Genomic DNA, 16,250 nt, shown 5'->3' with positions numbered 1-16,250 from the left:
CATGGATTTCGATTTTTCCCCACTTGTCGAGAACTGGCGATTTTTCGCGGGCGGCCTCGGCATCACCGTGGCGCTCAGTGCCGTCACGGCGGTGTCCAGCATCCTGCTGGGCCTCGTGATCGCGCTGCTGCGTCTGTACGGGCCGCCCTGGCTGCGCGTGCTGCTGGTGTTCTACATCGACAGCATGCGCGCCATTCCCGTGCTGGTGGTGCTGGTCTGGATCTACTTCGCCTTCCCGCTGCTGGCAGGCGTGAATTTCGCGCCTTTCTGGGCGGCGCTGGTGGCACTGACCCTGCACATCGCGGCCTATTCGGCCGAGGTGATCCGTGCCGGCATCGAATCGGTGCGGCCGGGGCAGATGCGGGCCGGCCTGGCCTTGGGCATGTCGCGCGCCCAGGCGCTGCGCAAGATCATCCTGCCGCAGGCCACGATCCGCATGCTGCCCGCCTTCGGTTCCGTACTGACCCTGGCCATCAAGGACACGGCGATCGCTACCGTGATCGCCGTGCCCGAACTGATGCACAAGGCCGAGACCATCGCGGGGCAGAGCTACCGCCCGATTGAAGTCTTCACCGCTGTCATCGTCGCGTACTTTGTGATCCTGTTCCCGGTCACCCGCGGCGTGGACCGGCTGTATCAACGCTACGCACACCTGGGGCGCTCATGAACTTGGACTGGGGAATCATCTGGGATTCACGCGACGTGCTGCTGCAGGGCGCTGCGATGACCATCATGCTGACGGTGGTGACGATGGCGCTTGCCGTGCCCGGCGGCATGGTGCTTGCGCTGATGCGCCTGTCGTCGAACCGGGCCGCCAACGGCGTGGCCGTCGCCATCGTGGAGTTCTTCCGCAACCTGCCGCTGATCCTGGTGATCTATTGGGCGTTCTACGTAATGCCGATGGCGCTGGATGTGCAGTTCTCGGCGGTGACCACGGCGCTGGTGGCGCTGGTGTTGAACGTGTCGGCCTACAACTCGGAAACGTTCCGCGCCGGCATCAATTCGATCCGCAAGGGGCAGATGGAAGCCGCGCTGGCGATGGGCATGTCGCGCCGCCAGGCCATGTTCAAGGTGCTGATCCCGCAGGCGGGGCGCCGCATCCTGCCGGTGCTGGCCAGCACCTGGATCTCGCTGTTCAAGGATACGTCGCTGGTGTCGGTGATCGCGGTAAGCGAATTGGCCTACGCCTCGATGCAGGTGCGCGCGCAGAGCTTCCGCGTGCTGGAAATGCTGACCGCGATGGCGGTGATCTATTGGCTGATGGGCTATCCCCAGGCCAAGCTGGTGGACTGGATCCATCGCAAATACGGAGTCAAAGAATGAACGACATGATCCTGGAGCAAGAGCCGGCCGCCTCGCATGCCGCGTCGGCCGCGCGCAAGGGCGCGGACCAGCCGCCCGTGCTGGTCTATGAACACGTGCGCAAGGTCTATGGCGACTTCGTGGCGCTGGCCGATGTGTCGCTGCAAGTGAACAAGGGCGAGGTGATGTGCCTGATCGGCCCGTCCGGATCCGGCAAGTCCACGCTTTTGCGCTGCACCAACGCGCTGGAAAAACTGGATGGCGGTCGCGTGCTGCTGGACGGCGTGGCGTTGCCGGAATCCGAATCCGAAGTGCGCCGCGTGCGCCAGCGCATGGGCATGGTGTTCCAGAGCTTCGAACTCTTCCCGCACAAGTCCGCGCTGGACAACGTGGCGATGGGGCCGATCACGGTGCTGGGCATGGCGCCGGAAGCCGCCCGCGCCCGCGCCATGGCGCTGCTGGAGAAGGTGGGCCTGGCCGCCAAGGCGGGCAACTTCCCCGCCAACCTGTCCGGCGGCCAGCAGCAGCGCGTGGCCATTGCCCGCGCGTTGGCGATGGAACCCGAAGTGATGCTGTTCGATGAACCCACCTCGGCGCTGGACCCGGAAACGGTGGGTGAGGTGCTGAACGTGATGAAGAAGCTGGCGCAGGAAGGCATGACGATGATCGTCGTGACCCACGAGATGAGTTTTGCGCGGCGCGTGGCCAATTGGGTGGTGGTGTTCGAGAACGGCGCCATCCTGGAACAGGGCCCGCCCACGCAGATTTTCGACAACCCGCAAGTCGCCCGCACCCGCGACTTTCTCAGCCACCTGGGCTGGGAAGGCTAGGGCCTTTTCCCGTCTTTACGGAAACCTAAAATGAAAATTACGAACGCACGCGTGATTGTTTGTTCGCCGGGCCGCAATTTCGTGACCCTGAAAATCGAGACCGACCAGGGCCTGACCGGCATCGGCGACGCCACCCTGAACGGGCGCGAACTGGCCGTGTCGGCCTACCTGACCGAACACGTGATCCCCTGCCTGATCGGACGCGACGCGCATCAGATCGAAGACATCTGGCAGTACCTGTACAAAGGGGCGTACTGGCGCCGGGGCCCGGTCACCATGACCGCCATCGCCGCCGTGGACACGGCGCTGTGGGACTTGAAGGCCAAGGCGGCCGGCCTGCCGCTGTATCAGTTGCTGGGCGGCAAGAGCCGCAGCGGCGTGATGGTCTACGGCCACGCCAACGGGTCGGACATCGAGCACACGGTGGACGAAGTACTGCGCTACGCCGACATGGGCTACCGCGCCATCCGGGCGCAAAGCGGCGTGCCGGGCCTGGACAAGGTCTACGGCGTGGGCCGCGGCAACCTGTTCTATGAACCCGCCGACGCCGACCTGCCCAGCGAGCACGACTGGTCCACCGAAAAGTACCTGCGCCACACCCCGCAACTGTTCGAGCGCATCCGCGAGAAGCTGGGGTTCGATCATCATCTGCTGCATGACGTGCACCATCGCCTGACGCCGATCGAGGCCGGCCGCCTGGGCAAGTCGCTGGAACCCTACAACCTGTTCTGGATGGAGGACGCGACGCCGGCCGAAAACCAGGAGGCGTTCCGGCTGATCCGCCAGCACACCACCACGCCGTTGGCCGTGGGCGAGATCTTCAATTCGATCTGGGACTGCAAGGACCTGGTGCAGAACCAGCTGATCGACTACATCCGGACCACCGTGGTGCATGCGGGCGGCATCACGCACCTGCGCCGCATCGCGGACCTGGCCTCGCTGTATCAGGTGCGCACGGGCTGTCACGGCGCCACCGACCTGTCGCCCGTCTGCATGGGCGCGGCACTGCACTTCGACCTGTGGGTGCCCAACTTCGGCATCCAGGAATACATGCGCCACACGGACGAGACGGACGCGGTCTTTCCGCACGCCTATACGTTCGACCAGGGCATGCTGTATCCGGGCGACGTGCCCGGCCACGGTGTCGACATCGATGAGAAGCTGGCTGCCAAGTACCCCTACAAGCGCGCCTATCTTCCGGTCAACCGCTTGCAGCAGGACGGGACGCTATGGAACTGGTAGCGGCCGGCGCGGCGCGCTTGTCGGCTCAGCGCTTGCCCGCGCTGCCGGCCACGGTGGCGCAGCCTGGCTATGACCGGGCCAGCCTGCGCATGGGCATCGTGCATCTGGGCCTGGGCGCGTTCGCGCGCGCCCACCTGGCCGCCGTCAACGAGGCGGCGCTGCATGCGGGCGCGGACCGCCGCTGGGGCATTTGCGGCGTGTCGTTGCGACAGGCGGACACGCGCGATGCGCTGGCGCCGCAGGACGGGGTGTACGCCTTGGCCTTGCGCAGCGCCGACGGGCAGGGCAGGCCCCGCCAGCAGATTGCGGTCGTTGGCTGCCTGCTGGAGACCCTTGTCGCGCCGGAAGACCCGCAGGCGGTGCTGGCGCGCATCGCGCATGGGGACACGCGCATCGTCAGCGTCACCGTCACCGAGAAAGGCTATTGCCATGATCCCGCCAGCGGCCAGCTCAACCTGAACCATCCCGACATCGTGCACGACTTGGGGCAACCCTTGGCGCCGCGCAGCACCATCGGGTTCCTGGTGTGGGGCCTGCAACAGCGACGGGCGGCGGGGCTCGGCCCCGTCACCTTGATGTCGCTGGACAACCTGCCCGGCAATGGCCATCTGCTGCGCGGCATGGTGCTGGCGTTCGCCGAGCAGGTCGATCGCGCGTTGGCGGGGTGGATCGCATCGGCCTGCGCATTTCCGTGCTCGATGGTGGACCGCATCGTGCCCCGCACGACGGACGACGACCGCCGCGAGGTGGCGCAAGCGCTGGGCATGCATGACGCCTGGCCGGTGCTGGCTGAACCCTATTTGGAATGGGTGGTGGAAGACCGCTACGCCGCCGGCAGGCCGGATTGGACGGCGGGCGGCGCACGCTTCGTGGCCGAGGCCGCGCCCTTTGAAACGCTGAAGCTGCGTACGGTCAATGGCGCGCACTCGGCGCTGGCCTATCTGTCGGTGATGGCCGGCTGGGCGACGGTGGACCAGGCGATGGCGCAGCCGGCGTTGAAAGCCTATCTGACGGCGCTGATGCAGGACGAGATCGTGCCGACCCTGCCGGCATTGCCTGGCCTGGATCTGGCGCAATATCAAGCGCGTTTGCTGGAACGGTACGAGAACCCGGCGCTTAAGCACCAGACGCGGCAGATTGCGATGGACGGTTCGCAGAAGCTGCCGCAGCGCCTGTTGGACACGGTGCGCGCGCGGCTGGCGGCGGATCAGCCGATCTCCGGGCTGGCGCTGGCCGTGGCGGCGTGGCTGCATTTCCTGCGAGGCGTCGACCAGGCCGGACGCCGCTACGAGATCCAGGATCCGATGGCCGCCGTGCTGGCAAGCCGGCATGCCTTGGCGGAAGCGGCGGCGCAGCGGTCGGGGGAGGGGCCCGCGGCGATGTTGGCATGGACCGAGGCGTGGACGGGCCTGACGCCCGTATTCGGTGACTTGGGCCAGGACCCGCGTTTCGTCCGGGCCGTGGCGCAGGCGGCGCAATCCCTGCGCAGCCTGGGCGTGGCGGGCGCGTTGGCGGCGTGGGCGCCGCCCGCAGGCCACTGATCCGGGTGGGCCGGATCAGCCCGGCTTCTTCACCATGATCGTGGCCGTGTCGCTGGTGAAGGAGCCGTCTTCCTGTACGTCGAAGTGCGTGCGCACCACATCCGGCGCAATGCCGAACATGTGGCGCAATGCCGCCACCAGCGTGTCCGGCGTGCGCATGCGCGCGACCCAGGTCTGGAACTCCAGCGGCAAGCGGCGCGGCGACAGCCCTTGCAGGGTGAAGCCGGCCTCGGTCAGCATGCGCGTCCATTCGGCCACCGAATAGTCCCGCACATGGGACGTGTCGCGCAGCACTTCGATGGTCTGCAGCCAGGTATCCAGCAGCGGCTCGCCCGGTGACACTACATCGGCGAACACGGCGATGCCGCCCGGCTTGAGCACGCGAAAGGCTTCACGCAGCCCGCGTCCCGCATCCTGCCAGTGGTGGGTGGAATAGCGCGACATCACCAGGTCGAATTCGCCGTCGCCGAACGGCAGGTATTCGGCCTTGCCCTGACAGGTCGTCAGATTGGCCAGGCCGCGCTTGGCGGCTTCGGCCGCCACCACATCCAGCATCTGCTGCGACAGGTCGTAGGCGGTGACGTGGCGGACTTCGGGCGCGACGTGGAAACTGACGTGGCCACCGCCACAGCCCAGGTCCAGCACGCGCGCGTCGGGGTGCTGGCGGGCAATGCCGGCCATCTGCAGCAGGTCTTCGCCCTGGGCGTGAACGGCGCTGGTCAGGTAAGCGGCGGCGCGGGGGCTGAATTGGCGGTCGACGGCGGCGTCGTGGGTGGTGGCGGTCATGGATATCCTTAGGTGTCTGGGTGCGGAACAGCGGGTGCAGGCGCTAAGATAGGCGGGCCCGTATACACGTACAAGCCCATTGTTTATCCTGGTATGACTACTTCCCCCCTTGGCAGTGCCGTCCATCAGGACGGTTCCCCGTTGCGCCGGCAGGCGCTGGGCGAATTCGTCCGCAGCGCGCGTTCCCGCATCACCCCCCTGATGGCCGGGTTGCCCGAAGGCATGCGCCGCCGCACGCCGGGGCTGCGGCGCGAGGAAGTCGCGCAGCTGTGCGGCATCAGTGTTACCTGGTACACCTGGATCGAGCAGGGACGGGAGGTATCGGTGTCGCCTTCGGTCTGGTCGCGTATCGCGGGCGTGCTGCAACTGGCGCGTGCCGAACGGGCCTACCTGTTCGATCTGGCCGACTGCGCCGATCCGCAACACGCCCGGGACGACGCAGGCGCGGCGCCGGGCCCCTTGCAGGAATGCGTGAACGCCATCGGCGCGCCCGCCTATGTGCTGGACCGCGCCTGGAATGTGCTGGCCTACAACGAGCCGCTGCGCGACCTGTTCGACGATTGGCCCACGCGCGACCCCGAGCCGAACCTGCTGCGCTACATCTTCATGGACCCGGCCGCCCGCGAACTGGTGGTGGACTGGGACCAGCGCGCCCGCCGCGTCGTGGCGGAATTCCGCGCGGATGCGGGCGCGCACCTGGACGAACCGGCGGTGCTGGGCCTGCTGGATACGCTAAGCCGCCAGAGTCCGGTGTTCGCCCACTGGTGGACGCGCCACGCCGTGGTGGAGCGCGAGGGCGGCCTGCGTGAATTCCAGCATCCCCGCGACGGCAAGCTGGCGTTCCAGCAGATTACGTTCCGGCTGGCCACCCACCCGGACCTGAAGCTGGTGATGCTGTTGAGCGGGGCGGCGCAGGAAGCCGTCTGAACCGCCGCGGGCGGGCTATTTCGCCAGCCCGTGCTCCATCAGATAGCGGATGAGGAATTCGCCGTGACCTTCGATGTCGCGGCGGATTTCGCGCACCACGGCTTCCGTGTCGCCGGCTTCCAGTCCGGCGATGACGCCCTCGTGCGGATGCGCGCCGGGCAGGGTGGGAAACGGCGGGGTGTACAGATAGGACAGGTAGGACGCCGTCTGGACCCACAGGTTTTCGATCATCGACAGCAGGTGCGGCATTTGCGCCGCCGAGTACAGCGCGAAGTGGAAGTCGAAATTGCGGGCCAGCACCGGCGCCATCAACTGCTGCTGCCGGCTTGCCATCAGGTGGCCGTGGATGCCGCGCAGTTCGGCGATCAGGGCGGGCGTGGCAAGGGGCGCCGCACGCCGTGCGGCGAAGCACTCGAGCTCCAGCCGGATGCTGCGCAGTTCTTGCAGTTGCGCCACCGTCAGTTCGGGCACTTTGACCGACTTGCCGGGGCTGAGCGCCAAGGCGCGTTCAGACACCAGTTGCAGCAGGGCCTCACGCACGGGCGTCTGGCTGACGCCTAATGTGTCGGTGATCGAACGCAGCGTGATGGTGTCGCCCGGGCGCAATTCGCCCATCATGATCTTCTGCTTGATTTCGCGGTAGATGCGGGCGGTCATGTTTTCCCGCTGCATCGGCGCCAAATTGATGGTCATCCTGTGTTCCTGGTCGGCCGGCCCGCGTCATGCCCTGGTGGCGGCGGGCCGTGCAGCGCGATTTTACCGTTCATGCGCGCCTCTTTTACATTTTATAAAAAATAAAAGAATTGACCGCCGCTTTGCCTCCAGCCTATATTTTATAAAATATAAACAGGAGACAAGATGTCTACGCTGCATCCCTTGAATGCCCCCGGCCTGACCAATCACGGCACCGTGGCGCACTTGATCGCGAAAGCGCTGATACGCCATGGCGTGACCCACGTGTTCGGCCAGAGCCTGCCCAGCATGCTGCACCTGGCCTGCGAGGAACTGGGTCTGACCCAGGTGGCTTACCGAAGCGAGAATGCGGGCGGGTATATGGCGGACGCCTATGCCCGGATCACCGGTAAACCGGCCATCGTGACGGCGCAGAACGGTCCGGCGGCCACGCTGTTGGTGCCCCCGCTGGCGGAGGCGCTGAAAGTGTCGATTCCCGTCATTGCGCTGGTGCAGGACGTCAACCGCGATCAGACCGACAAGAACGCATTCCAGGAATTCGATCATCTGGGCCTGTTCGCCTCCTGCACGAAGTGGGTGCGCCGCGTTACCGAGGCGTCGCGGGTCGAAGACTATGTGGACCAGGCCTTTGCCATCGCCTGCTCGGGCCGCCCGGGCCCCGTGGCCCTGATGCTGCCGGCGGACCTGCTGAACGAGGCGGCCGCGGCCTCGCAACGCCATGCCTGCCTGGGACATTTCCCGCTGGACCGCAACGTGGCCGCAAGCGATGCCGTGAAGGCGGCGGCCGACCTGCTGGCCGGCGCGCAACGGCCGGTGGTGGTGGCTGGCGGCGGCGTGCATGTCTCGGGCGCCAGTCAGGCACTGGCCGCCTTGCAGGAAGCGGCCCACCTGCCTGTGGGCACCACGGTCATGGGCAAGGGCGCCACGGACGAACGGCATCCGCTGTCGCTCGGCGTGGTCGGCTACTTCATGGGACCCAACGGCGCCAGCCGCGATCTGCGTCCGTTGATCGCCGACGCGGATGTCGTCCTGCTGGTGGGAACGCGCACCAACCAGAACGCCACCGATTCCTGGAAGCTCTATCCCAAGAACGCCCGCTACATCCACATCGATGTCGACGGTGCCGAAATCGGCCGCAACTACGAGGCGTTACGCCTGGCGGGCGACGCGCGTGAAACGCTGTTGGCGTTGAGCCGCGAGCTGGGCAGCCGCGATCTGTCCGCCGCACACGCGCGCCGCGCGGGCCTGGAGGCCGCCATCGAGGCGGGCAAGGCATCTTCGTGGGAGGCGTCTCGCGCGGTCCGCCTGTCAGACCAGCAGCCGATCCGCCCCGAACGCCTGCTGGAGGAAATCCGCCGCGATGTGGACGACAACACCATCGTCGTCGCGGACGCCAGCTATTCCTCGATCTGGATCGCCAACTATCTGACCTCGCTGGCGCCCGGGATGCGCTTTTTGACGCCACGCGGGCTGGCTGGCCTGGGCTGGGGCTTCCCGATGGCCCTGGGCGCCAAGGTGGCGAGGCCCGACGCGCATGTGGTTTGCGTCGTGGGCGACGGCGGCTTCGGCCACGTCTGGTCGGAACTGGAAACCGCGCGCCGCATGGGCATCAAGGTCACGCTGGTCGTCATCAACAACGGCATCCTGGGCTTCCAGAAGCACGCCGAGAACGTGAAGTTCGGCGCGCATACGTCGGCCGTTCATTTCCATCCCGTGGACCATGCGGCGGTGGCGCGCGCGGCGGGCTGCCTGGGCGTGCGCATCGAGGCGCCGGCGGACCTGGCCGGTGCGCTGCGCGACGCCCGCAACGCTGAACTGACAACGCTCGTCGAAGTCATGTGCGACGAAAACGCGTTTCCCCCCATCACCTTCTTCACGGCGGACCAGGCATGAAACAAGACCCGAGCAACGTCGCGCTGGTCACCGGCGCGGGCCGCGGCATCGGCCTGGAGGTCGCGCGCCTGCTGCTGGCCAAGGGCTACCGCGTGCTGGCCGTCAGCCGCGAGGGCGTGGATGCGCAACGCCTGGGCGGCGCCAGCCCGCAACTGCGCACCGAGCGGGCCGACGTCACCGACTACGCCACGATGCAGGCGCTGGTCGACAGCGCGCGCGAGCAATGGGGGCCGGTGTCGGTACTCATGAACAACGCGGGCATCTCTCCCAAGCAGGCGGACGGAAATTCCGCCGGCATCCTGGACATCACGCCCGAAGAATGGGAATCGGTGTTGCAGGTCAACCTGACGTCCATCCTGCGCCTGTGCCAGATGGTGCTGCCGGGCATGCGCGACCAAGGCTGGGGGCGCATCGTCAATGTGTCGTCGCTGGCGGGCCGCGCCAAGTCGCTGGTGGCGGGCGGCAGCTACATGGCGTCCAAGGCCGGCGTGCTGGGGCTGACCCGCGCCATCGCCGCCGAAATGGGTCCGCACGGCATCACGGCCAACGCCATCACGCCGGGGCGCATCCTGACCGAAATGGCGCAGCAGGCTGCGCCGTCGGTCAACGAGAACTACGCGGCGCAAATCCCCGTGCGCCGTCTGGGCACGCCCGAGGAGGTGGCCGCGGCGATGGTGTTTCTGGCCGGGGAGGAGGCGGGCTTCATCAACGGGGCCATCCTCGATATCAATGGCGGGTTCTACATGCCGTGAGCATGCAGCCCCTGAAAAAAACACAAGGAGACAAACATGAAAGCAGCATCGATGCTGGCGGCGCTGGCCGCCGCGGCGATAAGCGTCACGGCCACGCCTGCGCTGGCGTGGCCCGACAAGGAGGTGACGCTGACGGTGAACTACGGGGCCGGTGGCAACACGGACGTCGCCAGTCGTGAACTGGCCCGTGCGATGGAGGCCGACCTGGGCCGCGCCGTGGTGGTCTTCAACCGCCCGGGCGCTCTGGGCACGATCGGCCCGGGCTATGTGGCCAAGCAACAGGCCGACGGCTACAACGTGGGCGTGGTGACGTTGTCGTCCATCGCCATCATGCCGCATCTGATGACCATTCCTTACGCCGCGCGCGATTTCGATTTCGTGGCCGCCTATGGGCGCTACCGCTACGGGGTCGTGGTGCGCGCGGACTCGCCATACAAGAGCGTGGCGGATCTGGTCGCGGCCGGCAAGCAAGGCCCCGGCATCTTCTTCGGCGCGCCGTCCGCGCCCAACAACCTGGCCCTGTTCGACCTGGGCCGGGCACGGGCGCGAAGTTCGAGCAGGTGTCGTACAAGTCGGGCAGCGAAACCGTGTCGGCCTTGCTGAGCAAGCAGGTTGACGTCATTGTCCAGAATCCGTCGGACGTCACGAGCTATATCCAGGCCGGCCGTTTGCGTCTGCTGGCCTCGGCCAGCCCGATACGATGGCCGGAATTTCCGGATGTCCCCACCCTGAAAGAGGCGGGCTACAACGTGGAAATCGATTCGTGGCTGGGGTTGGCGGTGCCCAGGGGCACGCCGGAGTCCGTGCGGGCCAGACTTGAAAAATCGGCCAAGGCGGCCGTGGCCTCGGAGCGCTTGCAGCAGACCTATCGGCAACTGGGCGTGGATCCCGTGTGGATGTCGGGGCAGGACTACGCGAAGATGGTCGACACGACCCATGATCAGATGGGCCGCGCCATCAAGGCGGCGAATCTGCCGCGCATGACGAACTGAGCCTTGCGCGATGGCCGCCGCGCGGCGGCCATCGCGCCCGCCCGCTATCTGGCTATCTGGTTATCTGGCGCCGGCCGAAAACAGGCTGTCCTGCATCCCCGCGTCCACCAGCCCCTGCAGCAGCTTCTTGACCGGCGCGGGCAGCGCCATCGCGCCCAGCTTGTCGGCATGCACCCAACGTTCCGGCAGCGCCGATTCGCGCAGGCTGGCCGCGCGCACGGGCACGAGCCACGGCCGGATGTGCAGGCGGTAGTGCGTGAACGTGTGCGCGAAGGCGGCAAGCTCGAAGCGTTGTTCGGGTTCCAGGCCCAGCGCGCGCGAGGCGGCGTCCGGGTCGCCCGCCACATCGAATTCGGGCAGGCTCCACAAACCGCCCCAGATGCCGGGTTCGGGCCGCTGCTGCAACAGGAACGCCCCTTGGTGCTGCAGCACCAACATACAGGTTTCGCGTTCGGGTATCGCGCGGCGTACTTTGGGGGTGGGCAGTTCGGCCTGCCGGCCCTCGCGGCGGGCGACGCAACTGTCGGCCACCGGGCACTTGTCGCAAGCCGGCTTGCCGCGCGTGCACAGCGTGGCGCCCAAATCCATCAAGCCTTGCGTGTAGGCAGCCATATCCAGGCCAGGGGCGGCCTCGACCTGCGCGTCGGCCAGCGTCCATAGCCGCGTCTCGATTTCCCGCTTGGACGGATCGCCAGCGATGCCGAAGTGGCGCGTGAACACGCGCTTGACGTTGCCGTCCAGGATGGGCGAACGCTCGCCGTAGGCAAACGCCGCAATCGCAGCCGCCGTGGACCGGCCAATGCCGGGCAGGGTGGCGATGGTTTGCGCAGTGGGCGGGAAGCGGCCGCCCCAATCGCGCGCGATCTCCTGCGCGCAACGGTGCAGGTTGCGGGCGCGGGCGTAGTAGCCCAGTCCGGCCCAATACGGCATCACGTCTTCCTGCGCGGCGGCGGCCAGCGCGGCCACGTCCGGGAAGCGTTGCAGGAAGCGGTCGTAATAGGGGATCACGGTGGCCACTTGCGTCTGCTGCAACATGATCTCGGACAGCCAGATCCGATACGGGTCACGCGTGTTTTGCCAGGGCAGATCATGGCGGCCATGCTGGCGCTGCCAGGCGACGATACGAGGGGCGAATTCCATGGCGCCCATTATCGCATCGCCCTATTGCCGGGGTCAGGGCGACCGGTTACAACTAAGGGCCGGTGCGACGCTCTTGCGGGTGTTGCCAGGCCCTACCTAGAGCGCGAAAGCGCCATCACTTCACTTTCACGGCCCTTGTTGGCCCGCGGGCGCGCATCGCGCGCGACGCGAAGCTGGTGGGGGCATCCAGGATCTTGGAGTCGAGACATGAATGCCCCCCTGCCGCCCGCCTTGCGCGCCGCGCTTGAATCCGTCCAGCTGGACGACAAATACACCCTGGAATCCGGCCGCGCGTGGATGAGCGGCATCCACGCCCTGGTCCGCCTGCCCATGATGCAGCGCGTGCGGGACGTGCGGGCGGGCTTGAACACGGCGGGCTTTGTGTCGGGCTACCGCGGCTCACCGCTGGGCGGCGTGGACCAGAACATGTGGAAGGCGGCCAAGTACCTGAAGGCCCACCATGTCGAGTTCCAGCCGGGCATCAACGAAGACCTCGCCGCGACCGCCGTCTGGGGATCGCAGCAGGTCAATCTGTTCCCGGGCGCCAAGTACGACGGCGTGTTCGGCATGTGGTACGGCAAGGGCCCCGGCGTGGACCGCTGCGGCGACGTCTTCAAGCACGCCAACGCGGCCGGCACCTCGCGCCACGGCGGGGTGCTGGTGGTGGCGGGCGACGACCATCCAGCCAAGTCTTCGACGCTGCCGCATCAAAGCGACCACATCCTGAAGGCCTGTATGATCCCGGCGCTGTTTCCGGCCAGCGTCCAGGAAGTGCTGGATTTCGGCCTGCACGGCTGGGCCATGAGCCGCTACGCCGGCGTGTGGGTGGGCATGAAATGCATCACCGACATCGTGGAAGTGTCGGCGTCGGTGGACGTGGACCCGCATCGCGTGCGCATCCAGCTGCCCGAAGACTTCCTGATGCCGGCCGACGGCCTGAACATCCGGGTGCCCGACACGCCGCTGCAGCAAGAGGCCCGGCTGCTGGACTACAAGCTGTACGCCGCGCTGGCCTACGCCCGCGCCAACAAGCTCAACCGCGAGCTTTGGCATGTGCCCGAGCGCGATGCGCGCTTCGGCATCATGACCTCCGGCAAGGCCTATCTGGACACCCGTCAGGCGCTGTCCGACCTGGGGTTGACCGAAGCCGTCTGCCAACGCATCGGCCTGCGCCTCTTCAAGGTCGGCATGGTCTGGCCGCTGGAATCCACCGGCATGCAGCAATTCGCCGAGGGCCTGGACGAGATCCTGGTGGTCGAGGAAAAGCGCCAGGTGCTGGAATACCAGTTGAAGGAGGAACTGTTCAGCTGGATCGGCAGCGGCAAGAAGATCCCGCGCGTGGCCGGCAAGTTCGACGACAAGGACGGTGGGGAATGGTCCGTGCCGCAAGGCAATTGGCTGCTGCCTGCGCATTACGAGTTTTCGCCGGCGATGGTCGCCAAGGCGATCGCGGCGCGCCTGCTGCGCTTTGAATTGCCCGAGGACGTGCGCGCCGGCATTCTTGCCCGGCTGGATTTCATCAGCGGCCGCGAACAGGCCCTGGCGCGTCCGCGCGTCGTCGAAGAGCGCAAGCCCTGGTTCTGTTCGGGCTGTCCGCACAACACGTCGACCCGCCTGCCCGAAGGCTCGCGCGGCATGGCCGGCATCGGCTGCCATTACATGGTGCGGTGGATGGACCGCAACACCGAGGTCTATACGCAGATGGGCGGCGAAGGCGTGCCTTGGGTGGGCCAGGCGCCGTTCACCGAGGAAAAGCATGTGTTCGCCAACCTGGGCGACGGCACGTACTTCCATTCCGGCCTGCTGGCCATCCGCGCGGCCGTGGCGGCCAAGGTGCCGATCACCTACAAGATCCTGTTCAACGACGCCGTCGCCATGACGGGCGGCCAGCCCGTCGACGGCCCGATCAGCGTCCCGATGATCAGCCGTCAGATGGCGGCTGAAGGCATCGACAAGATCGTTGTCGTCACCGACGACCCGGACAAGTACCTCGATGTGTCGGATCTGGCGCCGGGCGTACCCGTGATGCACCGCGACGAACTGGATGCGGTGATGCGCGACATGCGCGAGCATCCGGGCGTGTCGGTGCTGATCTACGACCAGACCTGCGCCACCGAAAAGCGGCGCCGCCGCAAGCGCAACGCCTATCCCGACCCGGCGCGCCGCGTGGTCATCAATGAACGCGTGTGCGAAGGCTGCGGCGATTGTTCGCAGAAGTCGCATTGCCTGTCGGTGGAGCCACTGGAAACCGAATTCGGCCGCAAGCGCGCCATCAATCAATCCAGTTGCAACAAGGACTTCTCCTGTCTGAAGGGATTCTGCCCCAGCTTCGTGACGGTGGAAGGCGGCAAGCTGAGAAAGCCCAAGGCGCTGTCGCAAGAAGGCGTCATCGACGAAAGCGTGCCTGCGCCGCACGCGTCCACGCTGGACCAGCCGTACGGCGTCTTCATCGCGGGCGTCGGCGGCACGGGCGTGGTCACCATCGGGCAGTTGCTGGGCATGGCGGCGCACCTGGAAGGCAAGGGCTGTTCCGTGCTGGACATGGCGGGCCTGGCGCAAAAGGGCGGCGCGGTGTATTCGCATGTGGTGCTGGCGCAGTCGCCCGAGCACCTGATGAACACGCGCGTCGCCATGGGCGAGGCCGACTTGCTGCTGGCCGGCGACCTGGTGGTCGCCACCAGCGCGGACAGCATGGCGCGCCTGCGCCCGGGACGCACCCGCGCGCTGCTGAACCGCGACAACGCGCCGACCGCCGCTTTCGTCTCCAATCCTGACTGGACATTGCCCGGCGCCAACCTGACCGCCGACCTGCAGGCCGCGTGCGGCAAGGAAAACCTGCACATGGTGGACGCGGCGGCGATGGCGGTGGTGCTGTTGGGCGACGCCATCTACGCCAACCCCCTGATGATGGGCTACGCCTATCAGAAGGGCTGGATCCCGCTGTCCCAAGACGCGTTGCTGCGCGCTATCGAACTGAACGGCCAGCAAGTCGCCACCAACCAGGCCGCCTTCGCCTGGGGCCGCCGCGCCGCGCACGACATGGCCGATGTGGCGCGCGTGCTCGCCAACGGCGGCATGCCGATCGCGCCGCCAGAAGACATCATCGAGATCAAGCGCCCGCGCGCCGCCCCGGTCACCGAACTGAAGAAGCCCAACGGCGAATTGGCGCAGCTGGTGACGGTACGCAAAGCGTTCCTGACGCAATACCAGAACGAGGCCTACGCGAAGCAGTACACGGACCTGGTGGACAAGGTGGCGCGCGCGGAACAGGACGCCACGGGCACGAACCGCCTGGCGATGGCCGTGGCACGCAACTATTTCAAGTTGATGGCGTACAAGGACGAGTACGAAGTGGCGCGGCTGTATTCGGACGGCGAGTTCGTGAAGAAGGTCGGCGAGCAATTCGAGGGGGATTGGAAACTTCGCTTCCATCTGGCTCCGCCGCTGTTTTCGCGCCGCGACAAGCAGGGCCATCTGATCAAGCGCAGCTACGGCCCGGGCATGCTGAAGGTGTTCGGCGTGCTGGCGAAATTGCGGCGGCTGCGCGGAACGCGGCTGGATGTGTTCGGCTACACGGCGGAGCGGCGCGCGGAACGCGAACTGATCCGAGAGTACCGGGAGACGATGACGGCGATCTTGTCGAAACTGAACCGCGGGAATCTGGAAAAGGCGGTGACCTTAGCAGGGTTGCCGGAGGAAATCCGCGGCTACGGACATATCAAGGAGGCGGCGATGGAGAAGGTGGCTGGGAAGCGGGAGGAGTTGCTGAGGGAGTTCAGTGCGCGGGTGGTGGCGATTGGGGTGCGGGCGGCTTGATGGATTGGTTGTTGTTGTTGTTGTTGTTGTTGTTGTTGTTGTTGGTGGTGGTGGTGATGGCGATGGCGATGGCGATTGTGGTTCTTGAGACGCCCGGCGGGCTCCGTTGAACGCAATTTCTCGTTCGCTTTGGAGGTCGGTGTGCTTAGGGTTCTTCTCCACGGCGGGGAAGGGGTGGAAGGTCTTGCGGGGCCCGCTCCCGGCCGGCCGCGCGGGCGGCCTTTGGGAGCTTACGCGTCGTCTTGCGTCGTGGTTTTTGGCGCTTCACGTGTGGGGGCGTGAGGGGGCTGGTGGGACTCTCGATGCATGTCACCACCCGATGGGTTGCGCGCGAAG

At 66.6% G+C, this 16,250-nt stretch carries 12 protein-coding genes and 1 pseudogene; 10 read left to right on the top strand and 3 right to left on the bottom strand.

Annotation, left to right across the window (positions count from 1 at the left end; translation table 11 throughout):
* Window position 1 precedes the first annotated feature (1 nt).
* From HG262_RS25985 to HG262_RS25965, 5 genes are read left to right on the top strand one after another with little or no spacing between them, the layout of a single operon-like run.
* Window positions 2–667, top strand: coding sequence for an amino acid ABC transporter permease (locus HG262_RS25985; RefSeq protein ID WP_169273756.1), 666 nt, complete (start codon window positions 2–4; stop codon window positions 665–667).
* Window positions 664–1,323 (top strand): amino acid ABC transporter permease, encoded by a 660-nt coding sequence (locus tag HG262_RS25980; RefSeq protein ID WP_169273755.1) that lies wholly within the window; start codon window positions 664–666, stop codon window positions 1,321–1,323. Before HG262_RS25985 ends, HG262_RS25980 begins: the two co-directional genes overlap by 4 nt.
* Complete coding sequence (locus HG262_RS25975; protein ID WP_282437050.1) at window positions 1,320–2,132, top strand: amino acid ABC transporter ATP-binding protein; 813 nt, start codon at window positions 1,320–1,322, stop codon at window positions 2,130–2,132. The genes HG262_RS25980 and HG262_RS25975 overlap by 4 nt, the downstream gene beginning before the upstream one ends.
* Before the next feature lie 30 nt (window positions 2,133–2,162).
* The gene (gene manD, locus HG262_RS25970) at window positions 2,163–3,374 is read left to right on the top strand and encodes a D-mannonate dehydratase ManD (protein ID WP_006227995.1); all 1,212 of its coding nucleotides are present in this window, start codon (window positions 2,163–2,165) and stop codon (window positions 3,372–3,374) included.
* Entirely contained in the window at window positions 3,362–4,915 is a 1,554-nt protein-coding gene (locus HG262_RS25965; RefSeq protein ID WP_169273754.1) for a mannitol dehydrogenase family protein, read from the top strand. Before manD ends, HG262_RS25965 begins: the two co-directional genes overlap by 13 nt.
* 15 nt (window positions 4,916–4,930) lie before the next feature.
* Here the strand turns inward: HG262_RS25965 and HG262_RS25960 are convergent, their stop codons facing one another.
* Entirely contained in the window at window positions 4,931–5,701 is a 771-nt protein-coding gene (locus HG262_RS25960) for a class I SAM-dependent methyltransferase (protein WP_169273753.1), read from the bottom strand.
* Window positions 5,702–5,794: 93 nt separating this feature from the next.
* Here HG262_RS25960 and HG262_RS25955 point away from each other — a divergent pair, with 93 nt between their 5' ends.
* Complete coding sequence (locus tag HG262_RS25955) at window positions 5,795–6,628, top strand: helix-turn-helix transcriptional regulator (RefSeq protein ID WP_169273752.1); 834 nt, start codon at window positions 5,795–5,797, stop codon at window positions 6,626–6,628.
* A 15-nt stretch (window positions 6,629–6,643) separates the two neighbouring features.
* On the opposite strand, the gene HG262_RS25950 is transcribed toward HG262_RS25955, so the two are convergent.
* Window positions 6,644–7,321: a GntR family transcriptional regulator gene (locus HG262_RS25950; protein WP_169273751.1), complete on the bottom strand. Its 678-nt coding sequence runs from the start codon at window positions 7,319–7,321 to the stop codon at window positions 6,644–6,646.
* Between the two features lie 165 nt (window positions 7,322–7,486).
* Between HG262_RS25950 and HG262_RS25945 the strand changes: the two genes are divergently transcribed.
* The 3 genes and pseudogenes from HG262_RS25945 (at window position 7,487) to HG262_RS25935 (ending at window position 10,958) form a co-directional block, all read left to right on the top strand.
* Complete coding sequence (locus tag HG262_RS25945) at window positions 7,487–9,214, top strand: acetolactate synthase catalytic subunit (RefSeq protein WP_169273750.1); 1,728 nt, start codon at window positions 7,487–7,489, stop codon at window positions 9,212–9,214.
* Entirely contained in the window at window positions 9,211–9,966 is a 756-nt protein-coding gene (locus HG262_RS25940) for a 3-oxoacyl-ACP reductase (protein WP_169273749.1), read from the top strand. The genes HG262_RS25945 and HG262_RS25940 overlap by 4 nt, the downstream gene beginning before the upstream one ends.
* Before the next feature lie 36 nt (window positions 9,967–10,002).
* Window positions 10,003–10,958: pseudogene (locus tag HG262_RS25935) on the top strand (tripartite tricarboxylate transporter substrate binding protein).
* Window positions 10,959–11,018: 60 nt separating this feature from the next.
* Here the strand turns inward: HG262_RS25935 and mutY are convergent.
* Window positions 11,019–12,107, bottom strand: a complete 1,089-nt coding sequence (mutY, locus tag HG262_RS25930) for an A/G-specific adenine glycosylase (protein ID WP_211187777.1) — start codon at window positions 12,105–12,107, stop codon at window positions 11,019–11,021.
* A gap of 198 nt (window positions 12,108–12,305) precedes the next feature.
* On the opposite strand from mutY, the gene HG262_RS25925 reads away from it, so the two are divergent.
* Window positions 12,306–15,914, top strand: a complete 3,609-nt coding sequence (locus HG262_RS25925; RefSeq protein ID WP_169273747.1) for an indolepyruvate ferredoxin oxidoreductase family protein — start codon at window positions 12,306–12,308, stop codon at window positions 15,912–15,914.
* Window positions 15,915–16,250: the final 336 nt, after the last annotated feature.

Origin of the sequence: Achromobacter sp. Bel (assembly GCF_012928505.1) — a bacterium.
Classification (GTDB): Bacteria; Pseudomonadota; Gammaproteobacteria; order Burkholderiales; family Burkholderiaceae_B; genus Achromobacter.
The sequence above is the reverse complement of the archived record's forward strand: the minus strand, read 5'-3'. Positions and strand labels throughout refer to the sequence as shown.

Coding starts and splice junctions, on each gene's coding strand:
- HG262_RS25965 (WP_169273754.1), top strand. CDS start 3,362: ATGGAACTGGTAGCGGCCGGCGCGGCGCGCTTGTCGGCTCAGCGCTTG.
- HG262_RS25955 (WP_169273752.1), top strand. CDS start 5,795: ATGACTACTTCCCCCCTTGGCAGTGCCGTCCATCAGGACGGTTCCCCG.
- HG262_RS25940 (WP_169273749.1), top strand. CDS start 9,211: ATGAAACAAGACCCGAGCAACGTCGCGCTGGTCACCGGCGCGGGCCGC.
- HG262_RS25950 (WP_169273751.1), bottom strand. CDS start 7,321: ATGACCATCAATTTGGCGCCGATGCAGCGGGAAAACATGACCGCCCGC.
- HG262_RS25960 (WP_169273753.1), bottom strand. CDS start 5,701: ATGACCGCCACCACCCACGACGCCGCCGTCGACCGCCAATTCAGCCCC.
- HG262_RS25985 (WP_169273756.1), top strand. CDS start 2: ATGGATTTCGATTTTTCCCCACTTGTCGAGAACTGGCGATTTTTCGCG.
- HG262_RS25980 (WP_169273755.1), top strand. CDS start 664: ATGAACTTGGACTGGGGAATCATCTGGGATTCACGCGACGTGCTGCTG.
- mutY (WP_211187777.1), bottom strand. CDS start 12,107: ATGGGCGCCATGGAATTCGCCCCTCGTATCGTCGCCTGGCAGCGCCAG.
- HG262_RS25925 (WP_169273747.1), top strand. CDS start 12,306: ATGAATGCCCCCCTGCCGCCCGCCTTGCGCGCCGCGCTTGAATCCGTC.
- HG262_RS25975 (WP_282437050.1), top strand. CDS start 1,320: ATGAACGACATGATCCTGGAGCAAGAGCCGGCCGCCTCGCATGCCGCG.
- HG262_RS25945 (WP_169273750.1), top strand. CDS start 7,487: ATGTCTACGCTGCATCCCTTGAATGCCCCCGGCCTGACCAATCACGGC.
- manD (WP_006227995.1), top strand. CDS start 2,163: ATGAAAATTACGAACGCACGCGTGATTGTTTGTTCGCCGGGCCGCAAT.